Origin of the sequence: Nocardioides cavernae (assembly GCF_016907475.1) — a bacterium.
GTDB classification, from domain to species: domain Bacteria; phylum Actinomycetota; class Actinomycetes; order Propionibacteriales; family Nocardioidaceae; genus Nocardioides; species Nocardioides cavernae.
Window position 1 is genome coordinate 431011 of the sequence record NZ_JAFBCA010000001.1, and the last position, 23158, is coordinate 454168.

General features: G+C 72.7%; 24 protein-coding genes and 1 tRNA gene. 12 read left to right on the forward strand and 13 right to left on the reverse strand.

Annotation, left to right across the window (positions count from 1 at the left end; translation table 11 throughout):
* Positions 1 to 52: 52 nt before the first annotated feature.
* From JOD65_RS02045 to JOD65_RS02060, 4 genes are all read left to right on the forward strand, one after another.
* A tRNA-Arg gene (locus JOD65_RS02045) sits at positions 53 to 131 on the forward strand.
* Between the two features lie 272 nt (positions 132 to 403).
* A complete protein-coding gene (locus JOD65_RS02050) occupies positions 404 to 952 on the forward strand; it encodes an alternate-type signal peptide domain-containing protein (RefSeq protein ID WP_191193983.1) in 549 nt (182 codons plus the stop codon).
* 20 nt (positions 953 to 972) lie between these two features.
* On the forward strand, positions 973 to 1806 hold the full coding sequence (locus JOD65_RS02055; protein WP_191193982.1) for a hypothetical protein: 834 nt from the start codon (positions 973 to 975) through the stop codon (positions 1804 to 1806).
* Complete coding sequence (locus tag JOD65_RS02060) at positions 1803 to 2429, forward strand: signal peptidase I (protein ID WP_191193981.1); 627 nt, start codon at positions 1803 to 1805, stop codon at positions 2427 to 2429. The genes JOD65_RS02055 and JOD65_RS02060 overlap by 4 nt, the downstream gene beginning before the upstream one ends.
* Here JOD65_RS02060 and JOD65_RS02065 read toward each other — a convergent pair.
* On the reverse strand, positions 2381 to 2812 hold the full coding sequence (locus JOD65_RS02065) for a hypothetical protein (RefSeq protein ID WP_191193980.1): 432 nt from the start codon (positions 2810 to 2812) through the stop codon (positions 2381 to 2383). The genes JOD65_RS02060 and JOD65_RS02065 overlap by 49 nt on opposite strands.
* Positions 2813 to 2974: 162 nt before the next feature.
* On the opposite strand from JOD65_RS02065, the gene JOD65_RS02070 reads away from it, so the two are divergent.
* Positions 2975 to 5383 carry an ATP-binding protein gene (locus JOD65_RS02070; protein WP_191193979.1) on the forward strand — a complete coding sequence of 803 codons (2409 nt, stop codon included), beginning with the start codon at positions 2975 to 2977 and terminating at the stop codon, positions 5381 to 5383.
* Here JOD65_RS02070 and JOD65_RS02075 read toward each other — a convergent pair.
* Positions 5361 to 6035 carry a hemerythrin domain-containing protein gene (locus JOD65_RS02075; protein WP_191193978.1) on the reverse strand — a complete coding sequence of 225 codons (675 nt, stop codon included), beginning with the start codon at positions 6033 to 6035 and terminating at the stop codon, positions 5361 to 5363. The two genes, JOD65_RS02070 and JOD65_RS02075, sit on opposite strands and share 23 nt — an antisense overlap.
* A 161-nt stretch (positions 6036 to 6196) precedes the next feature.
* Positions 6197 to 7945: a M28 family metallopeptidase gene (locus tag JOD65_RS02080; protein ID WP_191193977.1), complete on the reverse strand. Its 1749-nt coding sequence runs from the start codon at positions 7943 to 7945 to the stop codon at positions 6197 to 6199.
* Positions 7946 to 8123: 178 nt separating this feature from the next.
* Between JOD65_RS02080 and JOD65_RS02085 the strand changes: the two genes are divergently transcribed.
* Positions 8124 to 8687 carry a hemerythrin domain-containing protein gene (locus JOD65_RS02085; RefSeq protein WP_191193976.1) on the forward strand — a complete coding sequence of 188 codons (564 nt, stop codon included), beginning with the start codon at positions 8124 to 8126 and terminating at the stop codon, positions 8685 to 8687.
* Positions 8688 to 8702: 15 nt separating this feature from the next.
* Here the strand turns inward: JOD65_RS02085 and JOD65_RS02090 are convergent, their stop codons facing one another.
* Positions 8703 to 9197 (reverse strand): MarR family winged helix-turn-helix transcriptional regulator, encoded by a 495-nt coding sequence (locus tag JOD65_RS02090; protein ID WP_191193975.1) that lies wholly within the window; start codon positions 9195 to 9197, stop codon positions 8703 to 8705.
* Between the two features lie 105 nt (positions 9198 to 9302).
* On the opposite strand from JOD65_RS02090, the gene JOD65_RS02095 reads away from it, so the two are divergent.
* From JOD65_RS02095 to JOD65_RS02105, 3 genes are read left to right on the forward strand one after another with little or no spacing between them, the layout of a single operon-like run.
* Positions 9303 to 9878: an NADPH-dependent F420 reductase gene (locus JOD65_RS02095; RefSeq protein ID WP_191193974.1), complete on the forward strand. Its 576-nt coding sequence runs from the start codon at positions 9303 to 9305 to the stop codon at positions 9876 to 9878.
* Positions 9879 to 9934: 56 nt separating this feature from the next.
* On the forward strand, positions 9935 to 10453 hold the full coding sequence (locus JOD65_RS02100; RefSeq protein ID WP_191193973.1) for a VOC family protein: 519 nt from the start codon (positions 9935 to 9937) through the stop codon (positions 10451 to 10453).
* A complete protein-coding gene (locus JOD65_RS02105) occupies positions 10450 to 11613 on the forward strand; it encodes a luciferase domain-containing protein (protein ID WP_191193972.1) in 1164 nt (387 codons plus the stop codon). Before JOD65_RS02100 ends, JOD65_RS02105 begins: the two co-directional genes overlap by 4 nt.
* A 94-nt stretch (positions 11614 to 11707) precedes the next feature.
* On the opposite strand, the gene JOD65_RS02110 is transcribed toward JOD65_RS02105, so the two are convergent.
* Both JOD65_RS02110 and speB read right to left on the reverse strand, forming a co-directional pair.
* Entirely contained in the window at positions 11708 to 11890 is a 183-nt protein-coding gene (locus JOD65_RS02110; protein WP_191193971.1) for a hypothetical protein, read from the reverse strand.
* A 103-nt stretch (positions 11891 to 11993) separates the two neighbouring features.
* The gene (gene speB / locus JOD65_RS02115; protein ID WP_191193970.1) at positions 11994 to 13004 is read right to left on the reverse strand and encodes an agmatinase; all 1011 of its coding nucleotides are present in this window, start codon (positions 13002 to 13004) and stop codon (positions 11994 to 11996) included.
* Positions 13005 to 13079: 75 nt separating this feature from the next.
* On the opposite strand from speB, the gene JOD65_RS02120 reads away from it, so the two are divergent.
* Positions 13080 to 14381, forward strand: a complete 1302-nt coding sequence (locus JOD65_RS02120) for an aspartate aminotransferase family protein (RefSeq protein ID WP_191193969.1) — start codon at positions 13080 to 13082, stop codon at positions 14379 to 14381.
* Between the two features lie 51 nt (positions 14382 to 14432).
* Here JOD65_RS02120 and JOD65_RS02125 read toward each other — a convergent pair whose 3' ends face one another.
* Complete coding sequence (locus tag JOD65_RS02125; RefSeq protein WP_191193968.1) at positions 14433 to 16181, reverse strand: sulfatase; 1749 nt, start codon at positions 16179 to 16181, stop codon at positions 14433 to 14435.
* A 196-nt stretch (positions 16182 to 16377) separates the two neighbouring features.
* On the opposite strand from JOD65_RS02125, the gene JOD65_RS02130 reads away from it, so the two are divergent.
* Positions 16378 to 17373: a formylglycine-generating enzyme family protein gene (locus JOD65_RS02130; RefSeq protein ID WP_504739244.1), complete on the forward strand. Its 996-nt coding sequence runs from the start codon at positions 16378 to 16380 to the stop codon at positions 17371 to 17373.
* 98 nt (positions 17374 to 17471) lie between these two features.
* Here the strand turns inward: JOD65_RS02130 and JOD65_RS02135 are convergent, their stop codons facing one another.
* The 6 genes from JOD65_RS02135 to JOD65_RS02160 form a co-directional block, all read right to left on the reverse strand.
* Positions 17472 to 18602, reverse strand: a complete 1131-nt coding sequence (locus tag JOD65_RS02135; protein WP_191193967.1) for an SGNH/GDSL hydrolase family protein — start codon at positions 18600 to 18602, stop codon at positions 17472 to 17474.
* Complete coding sequence (locus tag JOD65_RS23885; protein WP_191193966.1) at positions 18599 to 19177, reverse strand: TetR-like C-terminal domain-containing protein; 579 nt, start codon at positions 19175 to 19177, stop codon at positions 18599 to 18601. Before JOD65_RS23885 ends, JOD65_RS02135 begins: the two co-directional genes overlap by 4 nt.
* Before the next feature lie 64 nt (positions 19178 to 19241).
* A complete protein-coding gene (locus tag JOD65_RS02145) occupies positions 19242 to 20732 on the reverse strand; it encodes an MFS transporter (protein WP_191193965.1) in 1491 nt (496 codons plus the stop codon).
* Positions 20729 to 21289, reverse strand: coding sequence for a TetR/AcrR family transcriptional regulator (locus tag JOD65_RS02150; protein WP_191193964.1), 561 nt, complete (start codon positions 21287 to 21289; stop codon positions 20729 to 20731). The genes JOD65_RS02145 and JOD65_RS02150 overlap by 4 nt, the downstream gene beginning before the upstream one ends.
* Positions 21290 to 21374: 85 nt before the next feature.
* A complete protein-coding gene (locus JOD65_RS02155) occupies positions 21375 to 21839 on the reverse strand; it encodes a DUF6328 family protein (RefSeq protein ID WP_191193963.1) in 465 nt (154 codons plus the stop codon).
* A gap of 133 nt (positions 21840 to 21972) precedes the next feature.
* The gene (locus JOD65_RS02160; protein ID WP_191193962.1) at positions 21973 to 22821 is read right to left on the reverse strand and encodes a DICT sensory domain-containing protein; all 849 of its coding nucleotides are present in this window, start codon (positions 22819 to 22821) and stop codon (positions 21973 to 21975) included.
* Between the two features lie 119 nt (positions 22822 to 22940).
* On the opposite strand from JOD65_RS02160, the gene JOD65_RS02165 reads away from it, so the two are divergent.
* Positions 22941 to 23117 (forward strand): hypothetical protein, encoded by a 177-nt coding sequence (locus JOD65_RS02165; RefSeq protein WP_191193961.1) that lies wholly within the window; start codon positions 22941 to 22943, stop codon positions 23115 to 23117.
* Positions 23118 to 23158: the final 41 nt, after the last annotated feature.

Here is a 23158-nt window from a genome sequence, read left to right on the forward strand (position 1 = left end):
CTCGATCTACCTCGATCGGCTCGGAGGAATCACATGCATCACGCTCATCTCAGCGGTTCTACGCTCACGACCAGGACTGGACCATCTGACTACGGATCAGAAGGTTTGGGGTTCGAATCCCTACAGGCGCGCAGCGAGGTTCAGCGAGAAAGACCCACCGGAACGCATCATCCCGGTGGGTCTTTTCTCGTTGACGCCGAGCAAGCGCCTGCTCGCGAGCGCAGCGAGCGGGACCAGGCGCGCAGATCAGATCGACACAGAGCAAGCAAGCACCCGTGGGTAAAATCTTCGGCAAAGTAAAGAACCGTCCACGGTGCGGCCACGGTGGTTGAAAACGCCCGTACCGACCTGATCGCCGTCCCTAGCGTCCTCTCATCGGCTCCCATTCGGAGGAGCTGCTGACATGAAGCGGGATATCGGCATGAACACCATGATCAAGGGCTCCATCGCCGGCGCGACCGGCATCGCGCTGCTGATGGGCGGCTTCGGCACCTACGCGCTGTGGAGCGACAGCGAGGACCTGGCCGCCCACGGCGTCCAGTCCGGCGAGCTCGACATCGCCACCTCTGCCGGGGTCTACGACGACGCCAACTCGGCGGCGGCCAACGACTGGACCGCCACGGACAAGATGGTGCCGGGCGACAAGGTCACCTACACCCAGACCTTCACCGTCAAGGGCTCCGGCAAGAACCTCAAGGGCACGATCGCCTACGTCAAGCCGGCGCTGGCCACCACCTTCACCGGGCTGACCCAGACCGTCGACATCACCTCCAGCACCACCGACATCACGGCGGGGAGCACGGCGGGCACCTTCACCTTCGCCCAGCCCTTCGGCACCGCGACGCTGACCGCCAAGGTGACCTACACCCTGCCGGCCGGCACGGCCAACCAGGTCGACCAGAACAAGGCCGCCACGCTGCCGGCCGCCGCGTTCACCATCAGCCAGGGCTGACCCGCACCCCTCACCTGCTCATGTCGCCTCGGACCCTGCTCCTCGCCGCCGTGGTCGGCGTCCTCCTCATCGGGGGCGCCACCACGGGAGGGACGCACGCCTCGTGGGTGAGCCGGGCGAACCTCCAGACCGCCGGCGTCTCCTCGGCGACCATGGGGCTGGGAGCGACGGCGTCCCCGACCACCCTCGAGGTCGAGCGTGGCTCGACCGAGTCGACGCGGGTGACGGTGACCGACACCTCGAGCACCGCGGCGAGGAACCTGCGGCAGCGGGCCACGCCCACCCTCACGGGGTCCCTGCCCACCGGCATCACCGCGAGCCTCACCACCGCCACGGCGAACGGGTGCACCGCCACCGCCCAGGGAGCGGTCGACCTGGCACCGGGCGGCTCCTTCACGACGTGCGTGACCGTCTCCGCGTCCGCCTCGACGACCGCGACGAGCGCCACCGTCCGGCTCAGCTACTCGGGCGCCCAGGTGCGCGGGACCACGGTCGCCGGCTGGACCACCGCCGCGCAGACCGTGACGGTGCCGGTGACGATCGTCGTCACCGAACCGGTCCTCGACTGCAGCCCCGGCAACGCGAACGGGCAGGGCAGCTACACCTTCTCGTGGTCCGCGATCACCGGCGCCACCGCCTACCGGTTCTACCGGGCCACCACGCAGAACGGCACCTACAGCCTCGCCGGCACCGTGCCCGGCAGCCAGACGCAGGTCTCGACCACCCTCGACCGAGGCGAGTCGGGCTTCGTCCGCGTCACCGCCGTCGTCGGCGGCACCGAGAGCGCCCGCAGCAACGCCATCCGGCTGCAGCGCGGCAACGGCGCTCCCACCTGCACGGAGTACGCCTCGTGAGCGGCGTCGGGCGCCTCGCCGCCAAGACCATCAGCTGGGCGCTGCTCGCGATCGTGGTCGGCGCGGGCCTGGCGCTGATCGTGGTGCCGAAGGCCACGGGGGGCAAGCCGTTGACGGTGCTGAGCGGATCGATGGTCCCGACCTACGACCCCGGCGACGTGGTGATCGTCCGCGACGCCGACACGCGGCACCTCGAGGTCGGCCAGGTCATCACCTTCCAGCCGACCTCCGACGACCCCCGGCTCACCACCCACCGGGTGATCGGGGTGACCTACGGCTCCGAGGGCACGCGCTACATCACGCAGGGTGACGCCAACGACGCTCCCGACCCCGACCCGGTGCGACCGGCCCAGGTCCAGGGCGAGGTGTGGTACTCGGTGCCCCTCGTCGGCTACGTCTCGGTCTGGATGGCCACCGGACCGCTCGGACAGCTCGTGAACTGGTTCGCGTTCGGCCTCATCGCCTACAGCGTCGTGCAGATCGGCCGCGGACTCCGGCAGCACCACCGGCGCTCCGCGGACCAGCGCGTGCCCGCCGCCGACCACCACGAGCGTGCCGAGCGATCGGATGGCCCTCACGAGGGCCGGAGGACCGTCCCGCGCCAGCGCGCGACCCCGAGGTAGGTCGCCACGGCGAGCAGTCCGACGTAGACGTCGTTCTCGAACCACCCGAACACGGTCTGCTTCTCGAGCCCGAACGTCGTCGGGTAGTAGAACACCGCGATGACGAGGATGACTGCGAGGTAGACGAGCACGGTCGCCTGCGCGGCCCGCCCCGGTCTCCGTGCCAGCGCCGACATCGCGAACGCCACGGCGTAGAAGCCCCACGCCAGCGGCGTGGTCACCGTGAAGGTGGGGTCCTCGATGCCCTGGACGGCCGCGTACACCGTGTGGACGACGGACAGCGCGAACGCGGCGAGCATCACCCCGGACATCTGCCGGCCGTACGTCGCGGTCCGCTCCCTCGAGGTGCCCGACGGAGCCGCCGTCGATTGCGTCGTGGTCATGGGGTTTCCTTCCCTCGTGGACGGCCTCGTGCCGCCAGGTCCCACCCTGCGACGGCCACCGGGCGCCACCCCACCCACACGGCACCCACACCGCTCCCACACCACCGGGGTGCCGGAGCTGACCCTGCCGGCGGTGCCGTTCGAGCCACTAGCGTCTGCACCGTGGAGGCCGACACAGGACCGGGCGGGTTCGCCGTTGCGCTCCGGCGCCTGCGCGAGTCGCGGTCGCTGACCCAGGAGGAGCTCGCCGAGCGGTCCGGCGTCACGGCCAAGGCCATCAGCGCCCTCGAGCGCGGCGAGCGGCGGCGCCCCTATCCCCACACGGTTCGCTCGCTCGCCGACGGGCTCCGTCTCGAGGACGACGAGCGCGCCGGCCTTCTCGCGGCGGTCCCGTCCCGCTCGCCGATGTCGTCGCCGCCCGAGGTCGACGCCCCGCCACCCGCGCCGGAGCCGTCCGCCACTGCCGTGCCGTCACCGACCGGACCCACGTTCGGGCGCAGCGACGAGCTCCGCCGGATCCTCGACCTCGTCGCTGGGACCACAGGGACCGCAGGGACCGCCGAACGGCTCGTCACGCTGACCGGGCCGGGCGGCGTGGGCAAGACCCGGCTGGCGACCGAGGTGCTGACGCGGGCCGGGGGGTCCTTCCCCGACGGCACCACGTTCGTCGACCTGTCGCCCGTGCGCGACCCCGCCGTCGTCCTGCCCCGCATCGCGACGGCACTGGGCGTCGTGGAGGGTGCCCACGCCGCCGGGCTCGCCGACCACCTGGCCGCGCACCTCGCGGGGCGACGCGTCCTGGTGGTCCTCGACAACCTCGAGCAGGTCCTGGCCGCCGCTCCGGCGGTCGCCGACCTCCTGGCACGCGCCCCCGGGCTGACCGTGGTCGCGACCAGTCGCGCCCCGTTGCGCGTCCGCGCCGAGCGCGAGGTCCCGGTCGGCCCGCTCGCACTGCCCGAGGACGACGAGCCCGCCTCCGTCTCCGCGTCGCCCGCGATCTCGGTGTTCCTCGACCGCGCCGCGGCGACGGGCGTCCAGTGGGCAGTGACCCCGGAGACCGCGGCCACCCTCGCCGGGATCGTACGGCGCCTCGACGGCCTCCCCCTGGCGCTCGAGCTCGCCGCGGCCGGTGCTCGCGTCCTGCCGCCGGAGGCCTTGCTGGCCCGACTCGAGCATCGGGGGCTCGACCCCGGTCTCGGTGACGGACCTCGCGACCTCCCGGACCGCCAGCGGACGATGACGACCGTCCTCGACTGGAGTGCGGACCTCCTCGAGCCCGAGGAGTGGGACCTCCTCATGCGCCTGTCGGTCTTCTCGGGCGGCTTCTCGCTCGACTCGGTCGACGCTGTCGTCGGCAGTGCCGGCGGCGCGCAGGGCTCGGACGACGTCCTCCCGGCGCTGACGTCGCTGGTCGAGCAGTCACTCGTGGTGCCCGTGGCCGCACCGGACCGGATCCCGCGTTTCCGGCTGCTCGAGCCGGTGCGGCAGTACGCAGCCGTGCGGGCGCAGGCGGCGGGCGTCGCCCTCCCGACGGCCGAGGCCCACGCCGCGCACTTCCGCGAGCTGGCGGGCGAGGCCCACGGCCGGCTGCTGTCCAGCGGTATCGGGCACGTCCTCGACCGCCTCGACGCCGACCATGCGAACCTGCGCTCGGCCTACCTCCGGCTGCTCGAGCTCGACCGCCACGCCGACGCGGCCGACCTCACCCATTCGTTGTGGCTGCACCTCGGCCTGCGGGGGTACGCGCGCGAGGGCCTGGGGTGGCTCGACGGCCTCGCCGGTGCCGGGACGGACGCCGCGGTCGTCCGCGCTGCGGTCGCCCGCATGGGGCTCATGCTCGTCGTCGGTGACGTCGCCGGCATGAGGCGCGAAGCCGCCGTGGCCCTGCCACTCGCGCACCGGGTCGGTGACCCGACGATCGAGGGCGAGGCGAGGGTGCTCGCCGGCCTGGCCGCGGTGTTCGCGGGTGACCTCGCCGCGGCGGCGGAGCTGCTGCGACCGGACCTGCAGCTGCCGGGGGGTGACGCCGGGCGCTGGATCTCCCTCCACTTCCTCATCGGGCTCGGCCAGCGGGCGCTCGTCGGCGGCGACGTCGACACGGCCCAGTCGCTGCTCCGAGATGCGCTCGCCGCCGCTCGAGAGCTCGGGAACGAGTTCGCCCTGGCGACCACCCTCAACACCGTGGCGACGCTGCGTGAGGTGCTCGGCGACGACCGCGGCGCGGCGATGCTCCTCGGGGAGTCCCTCCGCACCGCCTGGCCACTGCGGCTCACCTGGACGATCGGGTACGCGGTGCCGGCGCTGGCGGGCGTGGCGGCACGGTCCGGCGACCACGAGGCCGCTGCCACGCTGTTCGGCGCCGCGGCGACCCTCGGTGCCGCCACCGCGGTCGACCCGCACTTCCCGCCGTCCCGCGAGACCGCCGACGCCGGCCTGGTGACGGCGCGGGACGCACTGGGCGAGCGCGCCTTCCTCGCTTCGTGGGAGGTCGGCCGGTCGATGACGGCCGTCCAGGTGGCGGAGCTCGCGGGGACGGTCGTCGCCGAGATCACCGACCGCGGACGCGGGTGACGTAGCGCCGGTACTGCCACGCACCGACGGTCCGGACGACGAGGCGGACCGGCAGCGGGAGCTTCGCGAGCATCGCGCGACGCTCCTCGGGGGCGCACTCCTCGAGGATCGCGCCGAAGATGATGGGCAGCTGCTTCTGGTCCATCTCGTCGATGCCCTGCTCGCCGAGGCTGTTCCACTCCGCGACGGTGACGTGGCGCTCCGCGAGCGGGAGGATCTCGCGCTCCTCGAGGTCGAGGTGCTCGACGAGGGCAGTGGCCAGGCGGTCGAGGAGGTCGGCGAGCTCGGCTCCGCGGGCTGTCGTCGGCGACTTCTCCCACGCCTGGAGGAGAGGCTCGACGCGTGCCATGTGGCCCTCGACGACCTCGTGCTGTGCCTGCATCGTCTCGACGAGCCCGGTGGACGGCGCCGCCCGCTCGAGGAGAGCCGGCCACAGGATCACGTCCTCACCGGTGTGGTGGTGGTGCAGACCGCCGAGGACGAGCCGCACCGCGCCGGCGAGCGTCGCCGCGCGCTTCGTGTCGTCGTCGCTGACCTCGCGGACGAGCCGCGGCAGGATCGTGAGCTCACGCCGGAAGACGCGATGGACGATGACCATCTCGTGCACCCATGGGCGGTCGGCGGTCGGAGTGGTGCTGAAGGTGGTGGTCATGGCTGGCCCTCTCGGCTCGGATGCTGTCGTCGACCAGCCTTCGACACCACCGCCATCCATCCCACCCACGCCGGTCCTACACGACTCCCACAGTCGGGTGGTCCGGGACATGGGTGTCCCGTGCGCCGCCCGGGACGGGGCAGCGCACGGGACAGGACTCGCTAGCGGCGGACCGGGTTCCCGTGGCCGCGCCACTTGTAGTCAGGACCGGACCTGCCGGCCTTGGCCGCCCTGGCCGCCTTGCGGGCCTTGTGGACCTTCGCGCTGAAGGGGTCCTTCGAGGCAGCGAAGTAGTAGACGGCGTAGCTGGCCGCGGCCGAGAGCTCGGTGAGGCTCTTGATCGCTCCCCCTGCCATCGCCCGCTGCGCAGCGCGCTTCTCGGCCTCTGTCCCACCGGGTGCCAGACCGTCGGCGTCGAGCGCCGGGACTCCGGTCAGCACCGTGATCAGGTTGTCGCAGAGCTGGTGGTAGCACGGGTCGAACCACGAGCCTGCTGCCCCGCCGTAGATGGCAGCCTCCTCGGCCGTCTTGACTCCCTCGGCGCCGGCGAAGATGCCTCCCGACGGGATCCCGCGCTCGGTGAAGCCCACGTAGTCGGACCGACCGTCGAACGCCCGCCGGGTGCTCTCGAGCCCCTGCGCGCTGAACCAGTCGTCGAAGACCTGCTCGACCTTCCCCGAGCCCTCCGGTCCGGTGGGGTTGCCGGGGGCGGCGTTGCCGTCACCGTCGTAGACCCCGCGGATGTAGTTGGCGGAAGCGAGCATGTCGTAGTCGAGCATCACGTCGATCTTGTCCACCTCGCTCTGGCTGAGGTTGTGGGCGTAGTAGGACGAGCCGACCAGCCCGTTCTCCTCGGCGCCGAACCACATGAACCGGATCTTGTTGCGGAGCTTGTAGTGGCCCTGCGCGACCTCCTCGGCCTGGGCGAGCAGCGTCGCCGTGCCGGAGCCGTCGTCGTTGATGCCCGGACCCGCCGGCACGGAGTCGAGGTGCGCGCCGACCACGACGACGTGGTTGGGGTCGCCGCCACGTGTCTCGGCGATCACCTGCGGCAGGAAGCGGTCCGTGAAGTCCCCGTAGACCTTGAAGTCGACGGTCGGGTTCTGGCCCAGCTTGTAGGCCTGCAGCAGCTCGTTGCCGAGGGTGTAGCTCGTGATCACTGCCGCGATCGTCGCGGGGACGTCCGGCTGGTTGTCCACGAAGAGCGGGTTCTGCCGGGCGGGCGTGTTGCCCTCGTTGTAGATGATCACGCCCGTGGCGCCGGCCGCCTGGGCCAACCCCCACTTCGCGACGAAGGAACACGTGCCGCGCTGGACGAGCGCGACCTTGCCGGAGACGCCGGCGTAATCACCCGCCGCGCAGCCGCTGGCCGAGCCGCCCGTGGGCGGGTCGACGATGCCGCCGACGGGGAACACGGGAGCGTTGGTGAGCTCCACGGTCGGCGAGTTGGCCATGGTGATGAAGTCGGCCGTGGGCAGGTCGTTGTCCTCGGCATCGCCCGGGACGTACGTCTTGGGCGTCGGCGCGACCATGTTGAGGACCGGTGGTTGCGTCTCCTCCCAGAACGGGAAGTTGAACTGGTCGACCTCGGGTTGGTAGCCGGCGGCGCGCAGCGTCGACACGACGTAGTCGAGCGACTCCTGGTAGCCGTTCGAGAACACCTCGCGGGTGTCGTTGTTGAGGGACGCGATCTGCTGCAGGGCGACCTGGTGCTCGGTGATCTCCGGGACGGAGACACCCTTCACGAACTTCTTGGCCTGCGGGTTGCTCGGGGTGACACTGTGGGCCGAGTGGCCCGGGTGTGCCTTGGTGGTGACGGTCTGGACGGCCCCGGATCCGGACGAGGCAGCCGCGGTGGCGAGCAGGACGGAGGTCGTGCTCGCGATCAACAGCTTGGACGCAGTCTTCATCGCTCCCTCTCGGGCGGCCGGCACCCACGTTCGACCCGATGCCGAAAGCGGTCGGCTGCCAACCTCCTGAACCTAGTGACGGCCCGCGGACGCGCGGTATCCCCTCGTTGAGGCAACTTGGGGCAACGCGAGGCAAGGTGGGGCAACTCGGCGCGGGGCCGCCCGTAGGCTCGGCCGCGTGCCGCCCATCGATGACGCCACCCGACCACGCGTCGCGGGCTCGGTCGAGCTGGAGCCGCGCCAGCGCGCGGCCGGCGACCACCTGCGGATGGTCCACGACCACTTCCGCCGCCAGCTGGAGACCCTGACCCGGGCCGTCGAGACCCTGCAGGACGCGGCAGGTGACGGCGCAGCCGACGGGGCGAGCGAGGTGGAGGCCGTCCGCGCCGGGATCCACGGGCTGGCGCCGTCGCTGACGACCCAGCAGGTCGCCGGGCTGTGCGGGCAGGTCTGCCGCTTCCTGACGATGCACCACACCATCGAGGACCAGAACATGTTCCCCGCGGTCGCGACGATCCAGGCCTACGCGCCCGTCGCGGCACGCCTGGCCGAGGAGCACCTGGTCGTCCATGCCCACCTCGAGCGGGTCGACGACCTGGCGGTGGCCGTGCGGACCGACGCCGGACGGATCGGCGAGCTGGTGGCCGCCGTCGCGGACCTCCGGGCCGACCTCGAGTCGCACTTCGCGTACGAGGAGACCGAGATGTCCGAGCCGTTGGGGCTGCTCGGGCTCGGCATCTAGCCGGTCAGGCGCAGCTCAGCCGGCCCGCTCCGGGTCGTAGAGCGCGGTCATCCGCCCGTCGGGGTCGAGCCGGGACAGGAGCGCGTCGCCGATCTCCTTGAGCTGGCCGAGCTGCTCGCGGGTGAGCGGGTCGAGGACGTGGTGTCGCACGGTGTCGACGTGCCCCGGCGCGGCGGCGACCACCGCCTCCCAGCCGGGCCCGGTGAGGCGGGCGTTGGTGGCGCGGCCGTCCTCCGGGCAGGGGAACCGCTCGACGAGCGCGCGGTCCTCGAGGCGTCGTACGACGTGGGAGAGACGCGGCAGCGTGGCGTTGGTGCGCTGGGCCAGGGCCGTCATGCGCAGGGTCCGGTCGGGAGCCTCCGAGAGCATCGCGAGCACGAGGTACTCGAAGTGGGTCACCCCCGACGAGCTGCGCAGCTGGGTGTCGAGCACCCCCGGGAGCAGCTCGACCACTGCGATCAGGCGCAGCCAGGCCTCCCGCTCGGTCTGGTCGAGCCATTGGGTCTCCATGGCACAAGGATAGCGTTTACTTGACGGAACAACCAAAGCCTGTAGGGTGTTACTTGAAGTGACAACCAAATGGTTGCCGCACCACCACCCCTCAAGGAGCGCACCATGACGAACCTCAGCATCATCGGCACCGGCAACATGAGCCAGGCCATCGCCTCGATCGCGGCCAAGGGCGGCCACAGCGTCCAGCAGCTCGGCCAGAGCGACGTCGACACCGCCATCTCGGGTGACGTCGTCGTCCTCGCCGTCCCCTACCCCGCCGTCGGCGACGTCATCGCCAAGCGCGGCGAGCAGCTCGCCGGCAAGGTCGTCGTCGACATCACGAACCCCCTCGACTTCGAGACCTTCGACTCCCTCGTCGTCCCGGCCGACGGCTCCGCCGCCGCCGAGATCGCCGCCGCCCTGCCGGACTCCAAGGTCCTCAAGGCCTTCAACACCACCTTCGCGGGCACCCTCGCCGCCGGCACCGTCGGCCCCCTGACCACCACGGTCCTGATCGCCGGAGACGACGCCGACGCCAAGTCGACCCTCGCCGCAATCGTCACCTCCGGTGGCGTCCAGGCCGTCGACGCCGGCTCCCTCAAGCGCGCCCGCGAGCTCGAGGCCCTCGGCTTCCTCCAGCTCACCCTCGCCGCCAGCGAGAAGATCTCCTGGACCGGCGGCTTCGGCGCCGTCGCCTGACCGCCAGGCCCCATCCCCCACCGAGAACCCACAGCACCACCAGAGGAAGCGCACCCATGACCGTCAACGCCGTCCGCCTCAACCACGCCGTCCTGTACGTGTCGGACCTGGAGCAGAGCATCTCGTTCTACTCCCGGGCGTTCGGCATGTCGGTGATGGCGCGCGAGCCCCGCGCGAACGCTGCCTTCCTGCGGCTCCCCCGCTCGGGCAACCACCACGACCTCGGCCTGTTCGGGGTCGGCGCCCAGCCGCCGCGGCCCCGCGGCGGCCTGGGGCTCTACCACCTCGCCTGGCAGGTCGACACGATCGACGAGCTCGAGCAGGCCCGCGTCACGCTGGCCGAGCTCGACTCCTACACCGGCGAGTCGAGCCACGGCGCCACCAAGAGCGTCTACGGCAAGGACCCGGACGGCAACGAGTTCGAGGTGATGTGGATGCTGCCCCGCGCCGAGTGGGGCGCCTACGCCGACGCTGCGCCCGTCGAGCGCCTCGACCTCCCCGGCGACGTACGCCGCTGGGGTGGGGTCCGCACCGCCGGTGAGCTGGTCCCGCTGGCCGAGGAGGACGTGCGATGAGCACGACCGTCTTCGCCCGTCCGGTGGTCGCCGTGCACGGCTCCACCGACCCGGCAGCGCCGCTGGTCGTGCTGCTGCACGGCCGCGGCTCCGACGAGGCCCAGATCCTCGGCCTCGCCGCGCACCTGCCGGCCGGGCCGGCGTACGCCGCGGTGCGGGCGCCGATCGCCGAGGGCGGCGGCTACGCGTGGTTCGCCAACCGCGGCATCGGGCGCCCGGTCCAGGAGTCGCTGCGCAGCACGATGGACTGGTTCCGCTCGTGGCTCGACGAGGTCGCGCCCGTGGGACGTCCCGTGCTCCTCGTGGGCTTCAGCGGGGGCGCGGCCTTCGCCGGCGGCCTCGTGCTCGACGACCCGGCCCGGTTCGCCGGGGCCGCGATCCTCTACGGCACCCTCCCCTTCGGGGCGGGCCTCGCGACCGACCCCGGGCGACTGGCCCACCTGCCGGTCTTCGTCGCCCAGGGCGAGGGGGACCACGTCATCCCGCGCGAGCTGCTGGACCGCACCTGGCACTACCTGTTGTCCGAGTCCGGTGCCCCGACCGTCGCCCACCGCGGGCGCGGCGGCCACCAGCTCACGGCCGACGCCGTCCACCAGCTCGGCGACTGGATCTCCCACCGCCTGACCCACGTGACCGAGCTCGGTGCCACACCGGCCGGCCTCCGGTCGGACGTCCGCTGGGTCACGCTGCCCGACGGCGAGCTGCCGCAGCGGGCGGGCGACCGCCCCGAGGTGAGCTGGACCATCCCGCAGCAGCAGGAGTCCCAGAACGCCTCCGCGCACCTGCAGGAGCGTCTCTTCGACGAGCTTCGCACCCTGGCCGGCGTGGAGGTCGGGCCGTCCCGCATCTCCGTGCCCGGTGCGCGGGGCCTCACCCTCAGCGAGGGCTCGCCCGACCCGCGGGCGTGGCTCGTGCCGCAGGTCGGCGAGTTCGCCCACCTGCACCCGGAGCACGACGGGTCGATGCACCTCGTCCTGCCGCCCGACCTGGCAGCGGACCTCGTCACCCAGGGCTGGGGCCGGCCGCACATGTGGGCGGGATCGCGCCTCTCCCCCGGCTTCGTGATGGTGTTCGGCCCGCGCGACGACGCCGAGCTCGCCGTCGTCCTCGGCATCGTGGCTGCCAGCCACGCCTACGCCACCGAGGCCCCGGCCGCGTGACGTCGTCCGTCCGGCCGGGACGTCATGGCGAGCGGCTGCTCCGACGACCACCGGCCATGACGTCCCGCCCGACGTCAGGGCGAGCGGTCGATCGTCAGTGGAGGACGGGGCCGTGCTTGTCGCCCCGCGCGTGGCGGGCGGTGGTGCCGCGCTGCTCGCGGTTCGCCCCGATCAGGAAGATGCCCATGCCGACCAGGAAGAGCGCCGCCGCGGCGAAGAACACGAGCGCGTAGGAGCCCGGTGGCCAGTCGTGCTGGGTGTACTGGACGATCGGCATCGGGACCTCCCGGACTCGTCGGAGCCTCCAGCGTGCTCCGCTCTTGCTGTCGACGTCAGGCCCGAAGGACCTGGCCCGCCCGGGCCGGACGACCCGGGCATCCCTAGCGGTCGAGCAGCGGACGGCCCGGGTCCCAGGTCGTGCCGTCGCGCTCGTCGCGCCGCTTCCGGGCGATCGCCGAGAGGGCCTCGAGGACCACGCGGTTGGCGAGGGCGGCGGTGATGTCGGCGTGGTCGTAGGGCGGACTGACCTCCACCACGTCGATGCCGACGACGGGCAGCTCGAGGCAGATGCGGCGTACGGAGTCGAGCAGCTCGCGCGCGGTCAACCCTCCGGGTTCCGGCGTGCCGGTGCCGGGCGCGTGGCCGGGGTCGCAGACGTCGATGTCGACGGAGAGGAAGACCCCCTCGCACTCGTCGGTCGCGATGCCGAAGGCCTCGGTCAGGCAGGCCGTGAGCCCGCGGTGCACGATCTCGGTCATCTCGTAGGAGCGCATGCGCTCCGCGGCCATCCAGTCGAGGGTCTCGGGACCGGGCCAGTAGCCGCGGAGCCCGACCTGGAGGAACCGGTCGCCGCGCAACGCTCCCGACTCGATGAGCCGGCGCATCGGCTGGCCGTGCCCCCACAGCGAGCCGAACTCGATGTCGCCGGTGTCGGCGTGCGCGTCGAAGTGGATCATCGACACGCGGCCGTGGCCGAGCACGTTGGCCACGCCCTTGGCGTCGGGGTAGGCGATCGAGTGGTCGCCGCCGAGCACGACCGGGATCGCACCTGCACGGGTCACCTTCTCGACGGCCGCCTCGAGCCGGCCGAGGGTGGTCTCGATGTCGCCGGGCGGCAGCTCGACGTCGCCGGCGTCGACGACCTTCAGGTCCTGCAGCGCGTCGGTGCGCAGCGCCAGCGAGGGCCGCGAGCCGTCGTGCGGCAGGTAGTCGGTCATCCGGATGGCCTGCAGGCCGAAGCGCGTGCCCGGCCGGTGCGACGTACCACCGTCGAAGGGGGCGCCGACGACCACGACGTCCGCGTCGGCGTAGGTCGCCTCGTCGTCGAGGTCGCACGCCGGGACGCCGAGGAAGGTGATGTCGGGGCCGAACTGAGCGCCGTAGCGAGCCATGGGCCGACTCTAGGGTCTCGCGCGGGGAGGCGTCCTTTGCGAGTCTGTGCGCATCCACCGAGAACGGGAGCCGACATGGGAGCCGACACCTTCTGGCAGGACGCCGAGCAGCACCTGATCCGGTACGGCGGCGGGTTCACGCCACGCATCATCGCGCGGGCGGCGGGCTGCTACGTCTACGACGAGCAGGACCGCGCGATCCTCGACTTCACCTCCGGCCAGATGAGCGCCGTCCTGGGCCACTCGCACCCCGAGGTGGTGCGCACGGTCACCGAGTCGATCTCGACCCTGGACCACCTCTACTCCGGGATGCTGAGCCGTCCGGTGGTCGAGCTGGCGCGTCGTCTGGCCGCGAGCCTGCCGGAGCCGTTGAGCCGCATGCAGCTGCTGAGCACGGGCGGCGAGGCCAACGAGGCGGCGATCAAGATGGCCAAGCTCTCGACGGGCCGCTACGAGGTCGTCGCCCTGGACCGGTCGTGGCACGGCATGACGACCGGAGCGGCGGGCGCGACGTTCTCCGCCGGCCGACACGGCTACGGCCCGCCGCCGGTCGGCAACCTCACCCTCCCTGCGCCCGACGCGTATCGCTCGCCCTTCCGGCGCCCGGACGGCAGCCATGACTGGGAGACCGAGATGGACTACGGCTTCGCCACCCTCGACCGGCAGTCCACCGGCAGCCTCGCCGCCTGCCTCGTCGAGCCGATCCTGTCCTCCGGCGGGATCCTCGAGCTGCCCGAGGGCTACCTGGCGCGCCTGCAGGACAGGTGCCGCGAGCGCGGGATGCTGCTGGTCGTCGACGAGGCGCAGACCGGACTGGGCCGCACCGGCACGATGTACGCCATCGAGCGCGACGGGGTGGTGCCCGACATCATCACCCTGTCCAAGACCCTCGGCGGGGGGCTGCCGGTCGCCGTGGTGGTGACCTCGCCGGAGATCGAGGAGCGCTGTCACGAGCGCGGGCACCTCTTCTTCACCACCCACTCCTCCGACCCGCTCGCGGCCGCGGTGGCACTGACGGTGCTCGACGTGGTCGAGCGCGACGGGCTCGCGCACCGCGCCAAGGTGCTCGGCAAGGAGCTCGGCGACCGGCTCCTCGACCTGCGCGAGCGCTACGAGGTGGTCGGCGACGTCCGCGGCCGCGGGCTGCTGCAGGGCGTCGAGCTGGTCACCGACAAGGAGAGCCGGACCCCGGCGGACGAGCTCGGGCGTGCCGTCACCGCGGCCGCGCTCGAGCTGGGGCTGCACATCAACATCGTGCAGCTGCCCGGGCTGGGCGGGGTGATCCGGATGGCACCACCGCTCACCATCTCGGAGGCCGAGCTCCACGAAGGCGTCGACCGGCTGGAACAGGCGATCGCGGGGGCGGTGGCGGGCTGACGCGCACGACGGGCCCGGACACACGCGTCCGGGCCCGTCGAGGTGGGGCCGCTACGGGCGGGGCAGCACGAACGGGACCGGCTGGCCCGCGGTGACGGTGATCGTCTCGCCGCGACGTCGGGTGATCGTGCCGTTGGCGTACGTCTCGCCGCTGACGTCCTCGATCACGCGGGGCGGCTGCCCCTGGCGCAGCGTCGCGAGCGGCGCGTCGGTCTCGTCGAGCCAGGCGATCAGCTTCTGGCCGAGGCGGTGCACCTGGCCGGGCCGGTCGGCCGCGAGGTCGGTGGTCTCGCCGAGGTCGGCCTTGAGGTCGTAGAGCTCGAAGGAGCCGTCGGTGTACTCGTAGTAGAGCTTCCAGCGGCCGTCGCGGACGCTGGAGAACGGTCGCGACTGCACCTGTCCGCCGAACCGGACGTAGCCGGGGACGTGGTGGAAGTGGTCGCGGTTGATCGTCGTGCCCTTGCTGAACGCCGGCTTCAGGTCGACGCCGTCGAGCGGGACGCCGGCGGGCAGCTCGGCCTGCGCGTAGGACGCGAGGGTCGTGTAGAGGTCGGTGCTGTTGACGATCGTCTCGTTGGTGCGCCCGCCACCGCGGACGAGGTCGGAGCCACCGCTCCACACGATCCACGGGACGCGCACGCCGCCCTCGTACATGAAGCCCTTGTCCTCACGGAGCGGGCCGTTGTAGGCGCCCGCATCGATCGGGTCCTCCTCGCCGCCGTTGTCGGAGGTGAAGATGACGAGGGTGTTGTCGGCGAGCGGCTTGCCGCCGTTGCGCGGGTCGGGCGTGGTCTCGAGGTAGTCGACGATGCGGGCCACCGACTGGTCGACGGCCTCGGTGAGCGCGGCGTACGACGGCTTCGCGGGGGCTGAGCCCGGCGCCTTCGCGCGGTACTTCGCGAGCAGGTCCGAGCGGGCCTGGGCGTCGTTGACCGGGAAGTGCGGCGCGAACTCGCTGACGAAGGCGAAGAACGGCTCGTCCTTGCTGCGGTCGATGAAGTCGATGGCCGCATCGGTCTGGGCGTCGGTCACGTGCTTGTCGGTGCCGACGAGGGCGTCGAGCTGGGCGTCGCTCACACCGTGGCTGTAGGGCGCGATGTTCTCGTCGACGTAGTCCTGGGTGTAGTCCGCCGCGAACTGGTCGAGGCTCGGCGAGACCGAGTCGTTGAACTGGTCGTTCGTCGCGAAGTAGTAGGTCGCGTGCGAGTTCTGGCTGCCGCCCCAGTTCTCGTCGAAGCCGTGGCTGGCGACGATCTCGGCAGCGGACCCGGCGACGTGGAACTTGCCCGAGTAGCCGGTGGCGTAGCCGGCGCCCTGCAGGGTCTCGCCGACGGTCGGGTAGCCGACCGGGACCGCCGAGCGGCCGTCCTCGGGCCGACCGTGCGGCGCCCCGAGCAGGGGATCGCTGGGCAGGCCGGCGATCCCGCTCACCGCGTACGTGTTGTTGGTCGGGCGGGTGGCGTACTGGCCGGTGTGGAGCGCGGTGCGGGTGGGGCTGCACTGCACGGAGGCGTACGCCTCGGTGAAGCTCTGTCCCTCCGCCGCGAGCCGGTCGAGCTGCGGGGTCTCGTTGTAGTCGTTGGCGTAGCCGCCGTTGGGCAGGCCGCTGCTGAGGTCGGCCCAGCCGAGGTCGTCGGCCATGACGAAGACGAGGTTGGGGCGCGGCGCCTGCGACGAGGCGGCCTTGGCGGGCGCGGCGCTGGCGGTGCCGGCCTGCGTGCCGCCGAGGGCGGGGGCGACGCTGGCCAGGGTCAGGACGGCTGGCGCGGCGATCGCCGTGAGCAGCTTCCGAGAGGGCATCGGGGGTTTCCTTCTGTCGACGTGAGGTTAATACGTGTTTTCCAGTCAACTTAATGCCTTAGGCCCCGTCGGTCGTCACCCGTCCGAGGAGTGGGTGACCGGCGCGACCCACTACGCCCGTTCAACTCGACTGACCTACTGTGGTTTCGTGACCACGCCGAACGACGCCGGTGAGCGCCGCCCGCTGCTCCCCCTGGTGGAGGGCGCACACGGTCCCGGCACGACGCACGGCGACTCCTGCTGCGCCCCCACGGCCGGACGGCCCGAGGTCGAGCCGGCGGCAGCCACCTTCCCACCGGGCGAGCGGAGCACCCGCGGCCAGGTCCGGATCCCGGGAGCGACGTTCTGGATGGGCGACAGTCACGGTGACGGCTACGTCACCGACGGGGAGGGCCCCGTGCACGCGGTCCGCGTGTCGCCGTACCTCATCGACACCAAGGCGGTGACCAACGCGCAGTTCGCCACCTTCGTGAAGGCCACGGGCCACGTGACCGAGGCGGAGCGCGACGGCGTGTCCGCGGTGTTCCACCTCGCCGTGCAGGCCGCACCGGCCGACGTCCTCCAGCGGGCCGCCGGCGTGCCGTGGTGGCTGGCCGTGCGTGGTGCCGACTGGCGCCACCCGGCCGGGCCGCGGTCGGACATCGGCGACCTGCAGAACCATCCGGTCGTGCACGTCTCCTGGCGCGACGCCCAGGCCTACTGCCGCTGGGCCGGCAAGCGTCTGCCCACCGAGGCCGAGTGGGAGCACGCCGCCCGCGGCGGCCTCGACCGCGCGCGCTACCCCTGGGGCGACGAGCTCACCCACGGCGGCCGCTGGCGCTGCAACATCTGGCAGGGCGACTTCCCCCGGCACAACACGCTCGAGGACGGCCACCTCACCACCGCGCCCGCGACCGCGTTCCAGCCCAACGGCTACGGGCTGCACAACACCGTCGGCAACGTGTGGGAGTGGTGCCAGGACGCGTTCCGCCCGACGGAGTACGCCGACCGCGCCGGCGAGGACCCGGTCGCCGACCCGCTCGCGGCGGAGCCGGACGACACCGCCGACGGCCTCGTCAGCCGGGTCATGCGCGGCGGGTCCTACCTCTGCCACGACAGCTACTGCAACCGCTATCGCGTCGCGGCGCGCTCCTCGAACACCGCCGAGTCCTCCTCGGGCAACATCGGCTTCCGCTGCGCCAACGACGCCTGACCGCGTGTACCTGTGCTGCCCTTCGGGGGGTGGCGGCAGATCGCAGGTCCGACGGCACCTCCGGTGCGATGTGCCGCCACCACCGACGGCGACCCCGGCTACCAGTCGCCGAGCGCCGCGAACCGCTCGCCGATGAGCCGGTGGGTGGCCGAGTCGGGGTGGAGGTTGTCGGGAAGCGGCAGCCGCTCGGCGTCCGCCCGGCCGTAGAGCTCGAGCCCGTCGACGTACGACAGGTGGGGGTCGTCGCGCCGGTCGACGACCTCGGCGAGGACCTCGCGCACCACCTCGAGGGTCAGCGCGCCGCGGGCCACGGCCTCCGGGTCGCCGGCGGCGACGAAGGCGACGCGGCCCTCGGCGAGCGCCTGCATGTCGGGTCCGGTCGGTCCTGGGACGCTCTCGTGGATGCCGCAGAAGACGGACGAGACGAGGCGGATCGGCGTGGTCGGGTGGCCGTCGCGGATCGTGTCGAGCCAGCCGTGGACGGCGGGTCCGAGGGCGCGACGACGCAGCAGGTCCTGGTTGACCAGGTTGATCCCGATCTTGAGGCTGATCACGTCGGCCGGGGCGTCGCGGACGGTGCGCGCGACGAACGGGTCCAGCAGGGCGCTGCCACCGAGGCCGAGGTTGACCAGGTCGAGCCCCGCCAGCCGGGCGGCGACGACCGGCCACGGCTCGGTCGGGTGGACCGCGACGGAGCCGTGGCTGACCGAGCTGCCGTGGTGCACCCAGCGGCGGCGGTCGTCCTCGACCGGGACCACCGGGGCGTCCGCCCGGAGGGCGATCAGCTCGGTCTGCTCGTCATGGGGCAGCCAGACCTCGACGTCAGCCCCACCCGGCGGCAGCGCGATGACGAGGGTCGTCGGCTCACCGGCCGTGAAGGTGCTGGCGCCGGTCATCATGTCGACGTCGAGCACGTTGCCGCCGGGCGCCTGGTGCCGCTCGACGAGCTCGCCCCCGACCAGCACGTCGTACCAGCCGTCGGGCCGCGCCGGCGCCCCGATGTAGCGCCGCTTGGTGGGAAGCACGTCCAGCTCGAGGCGGGTGGCAGTGGTGCGCAGCGCGAGGCGTACGCCGGCAGGCTGGGCCTCGACGAGGTGCAGCTGCGGGTCGTCGGACTGGCGCCGCGCCCACGCGGGCAGCCGGTGGGGCAGCAGGCCGCGACCGGTGCGCTCGAGCTCGAGGGACCCCTTCACGAGGGCAGCCAGGGCGTCGAGGGACAGGTCGGTCATCGGGTCTCCCAGGAGCGGAGCAGGGTGTCGAGGCCGTCGATCACGCGCTCCCACGTGTCGTCGGACGCGGGCACGGACGGCCCGCCGTGGCTGAAGGCGCCGGCCGCGTCGAGCGCGGCGTAGCCGTGGAAGGTGGCGCCGAGCAGGCGCACGGCGTGCGTCTCGTCGTCGCCGGACAGGGCGTAGCCCCGGAGCGCCGCGCGCGACAGCTCAGCGTGGCGCGGGCCGGCGCTGGCGGCGGCGGTCGACGCGTCGAGCGGCAGCCGGGTGGCGGCGTAGCGGCCGGGGTGCCGGCGGGCGTAGCCGCGCCAGACGCCGCCGACGGCCGCCAGCGCGGAGCGGCCGCTGACCCCGGCCAGGGCGTCGGAGACCAGGTCGGCGGTCTCGTCGAGGGCCAGCAGCGCCACCCGGGTGCGGACGTCGGCGCCGCTGCGCACGTGCGTGTAGAGGCTGGGGGTCGCGACCCCGAAGTGCTTGGCGAGCGCCGTCAGCGTCACCCCGTCGAGCCCGACGTCGTCGGCGAGGTCGGCGGCGGCCTCCGCCACCCGGGCGCTCGTGAGTCCTGCACGTGGCACGGCGACTCCCTCCTGATGATCTGAGGATTTAACCTTAGATCATTAGGTTAGGAGAGCCAAGCCGTCAGTGGTGGGCGTCGTCCAGGGTGAGGTCGGCCGGCACCAGCCGCCAGACGGCGTACGCCGACACGCCCGCGAGCACGGCCCCGACCGCTCCGACCGAGGCGAAGGCGATGACGAACGCGTCGGCGGCCTCGGCGAACCACGGTCCGCCGACGGCGCCCGCGACGGACTCGCGCGCGGCGCCGTCCGCGCCGGCAGGGAGCCCGGCTCGGTAGACCGCACCGACCAGGCTGCCCAAGAAGGTGATGCCCAGGACGGCGCCGAGCTCGTAGGTGATCTCCTCGACCGCCGCCGCGGAGCCGGCCTGGTCGTCGGTGGCCGCGCCCATGATGAGGGCGGAGCCGAGACCCAGGGACGAGGTGCCGAGCCCGACGACGCCGAAGGCCACCGCGACCCAGACGTACGTCGTCGGCACGACGGCGAGCAGCCCGAGCCCGATCGCGAGCACGAGCAGGCCGCCGGACAGCACGATGCGCGGACTGGTCCGCTCTGCCAGCGCGGGCGCGAAGGGCGACGCGACCATCGCGCCGACCGCGAGCGGCAGCAGCGCGAGGCCCGCCTCCAGCGGGCTCCACCCCTCGACGAGCTGCAGCCACTGGCTGCCCACGAAGAGCACCGCGGCCATCGCGGCACTGCTGGCCAGCGCGGCCACGACGCCGGCGCGGAGCACGGGCTGGGCGAACAGGCGGACGTCGAGCATCGGACGGTCGGAGGTGAGCGCCGTGCGGGCGAAGGCGGCCAGCATCCCGACGCCCAGCGCCAGCAGCGCGAGGGTGGGGAGCTCGGGGCCGTGCTTGCCCAGCAGCTTGGCGGCGTAGACGAACGCCGTCATGCCGCCGGCCGACAGAAGCACCCCGACGAGGTCGATGCGGCCGGGGCGGGCCGACCGGTTCTCCCGCAGAAGCCATGCGGCGGCCGCGATCGCGACCACCATGAGCGGCACGTTGACCAGGAAGGCGGCGTGCCAGCTGAACCGCTCCAGCAGGGCACCGCCGACCACGGGTCCGACGGCCGCACCGAGCGCGGCCGTGGCGCCCCAGATGCTGAGGGCGAGGGTGCGCTCGCGGGCGTCGGTGAAGACGGCACGGATCAGCGACAGTGTCGAGGGCATCACCATCGCGCCGCCGATGCCGAGCAGGGCACGGATCGCGATGACGGCGGCGGCGCTGTCCGCCCAGAGGATGGCGATCGAGCCGACGGCGAAGGCGGCGTAGCCGGTCAGCAGCATCCGCTTGCGTCCCCAGCGGTCGCCGAGCGCGGTGACCGGGATGAGCAGGCCGGCCAGCGCGAGGGCGTACGCGTCGACGACCCACAGCTGGGAGACCGAGGTGAGGTGCAGCTCGGCGGCCATCTCGGGCAGGGCGACGTTGAGGATGGTCATGTCCATCACGACCACCAGCAGGCTGGCGGCCAGGACGGCGAGTGCCCACCAGCGTCGGGGGTCGAGCGCCACCCGTGGCGGGTCGAGGCGCGCGTGCCGGTGCGTGGTCATGGCGTGGCCACGCCGGCGAGCAGGGACGACAGCACGAGATGCCCGGCGTCGCGCCGGGCGATGTCGCCGATGCGGACTGCCTCGCGGGCCGCGACCAGGAGGCCGTACGCCATGTGGCCGAACCAGCGCAGGGGCAGGTCGCGGCGCAGCACCCCGGCCTCCTGCGCGGCGGCGACCAGCACCGCCTCGCGGTCGGCGAGGACCTGCGTCCGCTCCTCGAGCGCCGCGTTCGCGAGGATGACGTGGTCGGTCAGCGCGAAGCCGAACGTGTCGGAGTCGTCGACGTAGGCGAGCACGAGCGTCTCGAGCGCCGCGCGCAGGCGAGTCGCGTCGCCCTCGGCCGCGAGCGCCTCGACGTCGGCCTCGTCGAGGCGCTGCTCCCACCGGTCGAGCGATCGCGTGCCGAGCTCGACGAGGAGCGCCTCACGGGACTCGAAGTGCCGGTGCATCGTGGCGCGGCTGATGCCGACCGCCTCGGCGATCCCGGCCATCGACGCCCCCGGGTCGGCGTTGAGCATGCGCTGGGCCGCGCCCAGCACGTCGTCGCGGTTCGGCATGACACTCTCCTTCGATTGAGACATCAGTGTCTCACATGAGACACCGCTGTCTCAACCGCGATGAGGACCCACCGAACAGCGCCCGTCAGCTGCGGCTCGCGACCCGCCTCGGCAGCACGACCAGCAGGCCCGCGAGCACGACCACGGCGCCCACGGCTCCCGCGGCGGCAGCCTTGCGGTCGAAGACCATGTCGACGACGAGGAAGAAGATCCCGCCCATCAGCACGGCGATCATCCCGAGGGCCACGCTGGTCAGCCGGTGACCGGCCTGGACGAGCTCCGGCTTGGCGTCGGACTGGAACACGCGCCGGTGGATGGCCACGGGCGCGAGCATCACGCCGACGGTGCTCAACGCGAGTGCCAGCAGGCAGACGTACCAGACCCGCTGGAAGGAGTCGAGCTCCTCGAACCGCGACTGGAACGGGAGCGTGACCAGGAAGCCGGCGAGCACCTGGACGCCGGTCTGGCTCACCCGGAGCTCCTGCAGCAGCTCGTTCCAGTTGCGGTCCGCCCGCTCCTGTGGGGTCTCGTCACGTGCCTGGTCAGCCACCTCTCGACGCTACTCCCGGCGCGGCGCGCGCCCACCCCCTGACGGGTGAGCAGCCCCGGGAGTCGCGGTGGGCGAGCTGGCCGACGCGCCCCCCAGCCGATGAAGCCGCTGGAGGGCCACCGTGCGACCTCCGTCAGCGGGGGTCGAGCTCGGCGAGCGCGCGCAGCCAGGTGCGGTCGGCGTCGACCGCGGACGTCGCCCGCACCGGAGCGGCCACGTCGAGGAGCCGCGCCGCCACCGGGGGTACATCACCCCCGGCCGCGCGCACGACGCCGGCGAGCACCCGGCCGGCCGCCGTCGTGGCACCGCGGTGGGTGCTGATGACTGCTTCGTAGGTCGGCGGGCCCGTCGCCGCCGGCACCTCCCACGCGACCACCAGGGCGGCGTACGACTCGCTGAGGCAGACCACGGCCCACTCCCGCCTGAGCGGCGAGTCACCCGGAAGCTGGCAGCGCACCGGGGAGGCGGCGAGGTCGGCGTCGAGGTCGGTGCCGGCGTCGAAGTCCGCCACGACCGCGGCCCAGGACGCGGTGCGGCCGAGCTCCTCCCAGCGCTGCCGCGAGGACGCGTAGCGGTGACCGAGCTGGAAGGCGCCCAGCACCACCGCCCGGTCGCCACGCGCCAGGCACTCGTCCTCGACCGCGTGGGAGGCGGCGATCAGCGCGCGCCGGTGCAGGCGGAGCGGACGTACGCCGGCGACGGCTTCCGCGGCGGCGGCGAACGCCGACCGCTGCTCGCCCGCCTCCTGCGCCCGCACCACGGAGTCGATCGCCACCTGGAGCGGGAGGCCCGAGTCACGCACCTCGAGGACCTGTCGCACCAGCGCCACGTCGACGTCGGAGAAGCGACGGTGACCGGAGGCCGAGCGCTCTCCGCGGGGAAACCCGAACCTGTTCTCCCAGGTGCGCAGCACCCCCGGCGTCACGCCCGCGCGCGCCGCCAGCACACCGATGCTGAACCCTTCCGCGACCCCGTCCGCCACGTGCCCTCCTCAGAAAGTGCAGGGCCCGACCTTGTCAGACCTGCGCGCATAACTTATACAAGTATGTAGAGGTTTTGTCGCATCTCTCCAGTGGAACCACCGGACGTCAGGAGACTCCCATGGTCAGCGTGATCCTCATCAGCACCGCCGCCCTCCTCGTCGCGATCGTCGGCTGCGCCGTCATCTGGCGGATGGACGCGCTCCGGGCGGACGAGATCGAGCACACCCCGCCCCCGGAGCCCAAGCAGCCCGGGGGGCCGAACGGCTCCCTCCCCGCGTCACCGCGATCGTCCTGACCCTTCCGCGATCGCGGCTGACGACCCCGGGTGGGCCGGTT

Bases quoted from the DNA above. Each gene is read 5' to 3' on its own strand.
- JOD65_RS02095 (WP_191193974.1), top strand. From the start codon at position 9,303: ATGACGAACCTCAGCATCATCGGCACCGGCAACATGAGCCAGGCCATC.
- JOD65_RS02135 (WP_191193967.1), bottom strand. From the start codon at position 18,602: ATGACCGACCTGTCCCTCGACGCCCTGGCTGCCCTCGTGAAGGGGTCC.
- JOD65_RS02100 (WP_191193973.1), top strand. From the start codon at position 9,935: ATGACCGTCAACGCCGTCCGCCTCAACCACGCCGTCCTGTACGTGTCG.
- JOD65_RS02055 (WP_191193982.1), top strand. From the start codon at position 973: ATGTCGCCTCGGACCCTGCTCCTCGCCGCCGTGGTCGGCGTCCTCCTC.
- JOD65_RS02105 (WP_191193972.1), top strand. From the start codon at position 10,450: ATGAGCACGACCGTCTTCGCCCGTCCGGTGGTCGCCGTGCACGGCTCC.
- JOD65_RS02150 (WP_191193964.1), bottom strand. From the start codon at position 21,289: ATGCCGAACCGCGACGACGTGCTGGGCGCGGCCCAGCGCATGCTCAAC.
- JOD65_RS02145 (WP_191193965.1), bottom strand. From the start codon at position 20,732: ATGACCACGCACCGGCACGCGCGCCTCGACCCGCCACGGGTGGCGCTC.
- JOD65_RS02050 (WP_191193983.1), top strand. From the start codon at position 404: ATGAAGCGGGATATCGGCATGAACACCATGATCAAGGGCTCCATCGCC.
- JOD65_RS02075 (WP_191193978.1), bottom strand. From the start codon at position 6,035: ATGACCACCACCTTCAGCACCACTCCGACCGCCGACCGCCCATGGGTG.
- JOD65_RS02110 (WP_191193971.1), bottom strand. From the start codon at position 11,890: ATGCCGATCGTCCAGTACACCCAGCACGACTGGCCACCGGGCTCCTAC.
- JOD65_RS02125 (WP_191193968.1), bottom strand. From the start codon at position 16,181: ATGCCCTCTCGGAAGCTGCTCACGGCGATCGCCGCGCCAGCCGTCCTG.
- JOD65_RS02120 (WP_191193969.1), top strand. From the start codon at position 13,080: ATGGGAGCCGACACCTTCTGGCAGGACGCCGAGCAGCACCTGATCCGG.
- JOD65_RS02090 (WP_191193975.1), bottom strand. From the start codon at position 9,197: ATGGAGACCCAATGGCTCGACCAGACCGAGCGGGAGGCCTGGCTGCGC.
- speB (WP_191193970.1), bottom strand. From the start codon at position 13,004: ATGGCTCGCTACGGCGCTCAGTTCGGCCCCGACATCACCTTCCTCGGC.
- JOD65_RS02080 (WP_191193977.1), bottom strand. From the start codon at position 7,945: ATGAAGACTGCGTCCAAGCTGTTGATCGCGAGCACGACCTCCGTCCTG.
- JOD65_RS02165 (WP_191193961.1), top strand. From the start codon at position 22,941: ATGGTCAGCGTGATCCTCATCAGCACCGCCGCCCTCCTCGTCGCGATC.
- JOD65_RS02065 (WP_191193980.1), bottom strand. From the start codon at position 2,812: ATGACCACGACGCAATCGACGGCGGCTCCGTCGGGCACCTCGAGGGAG.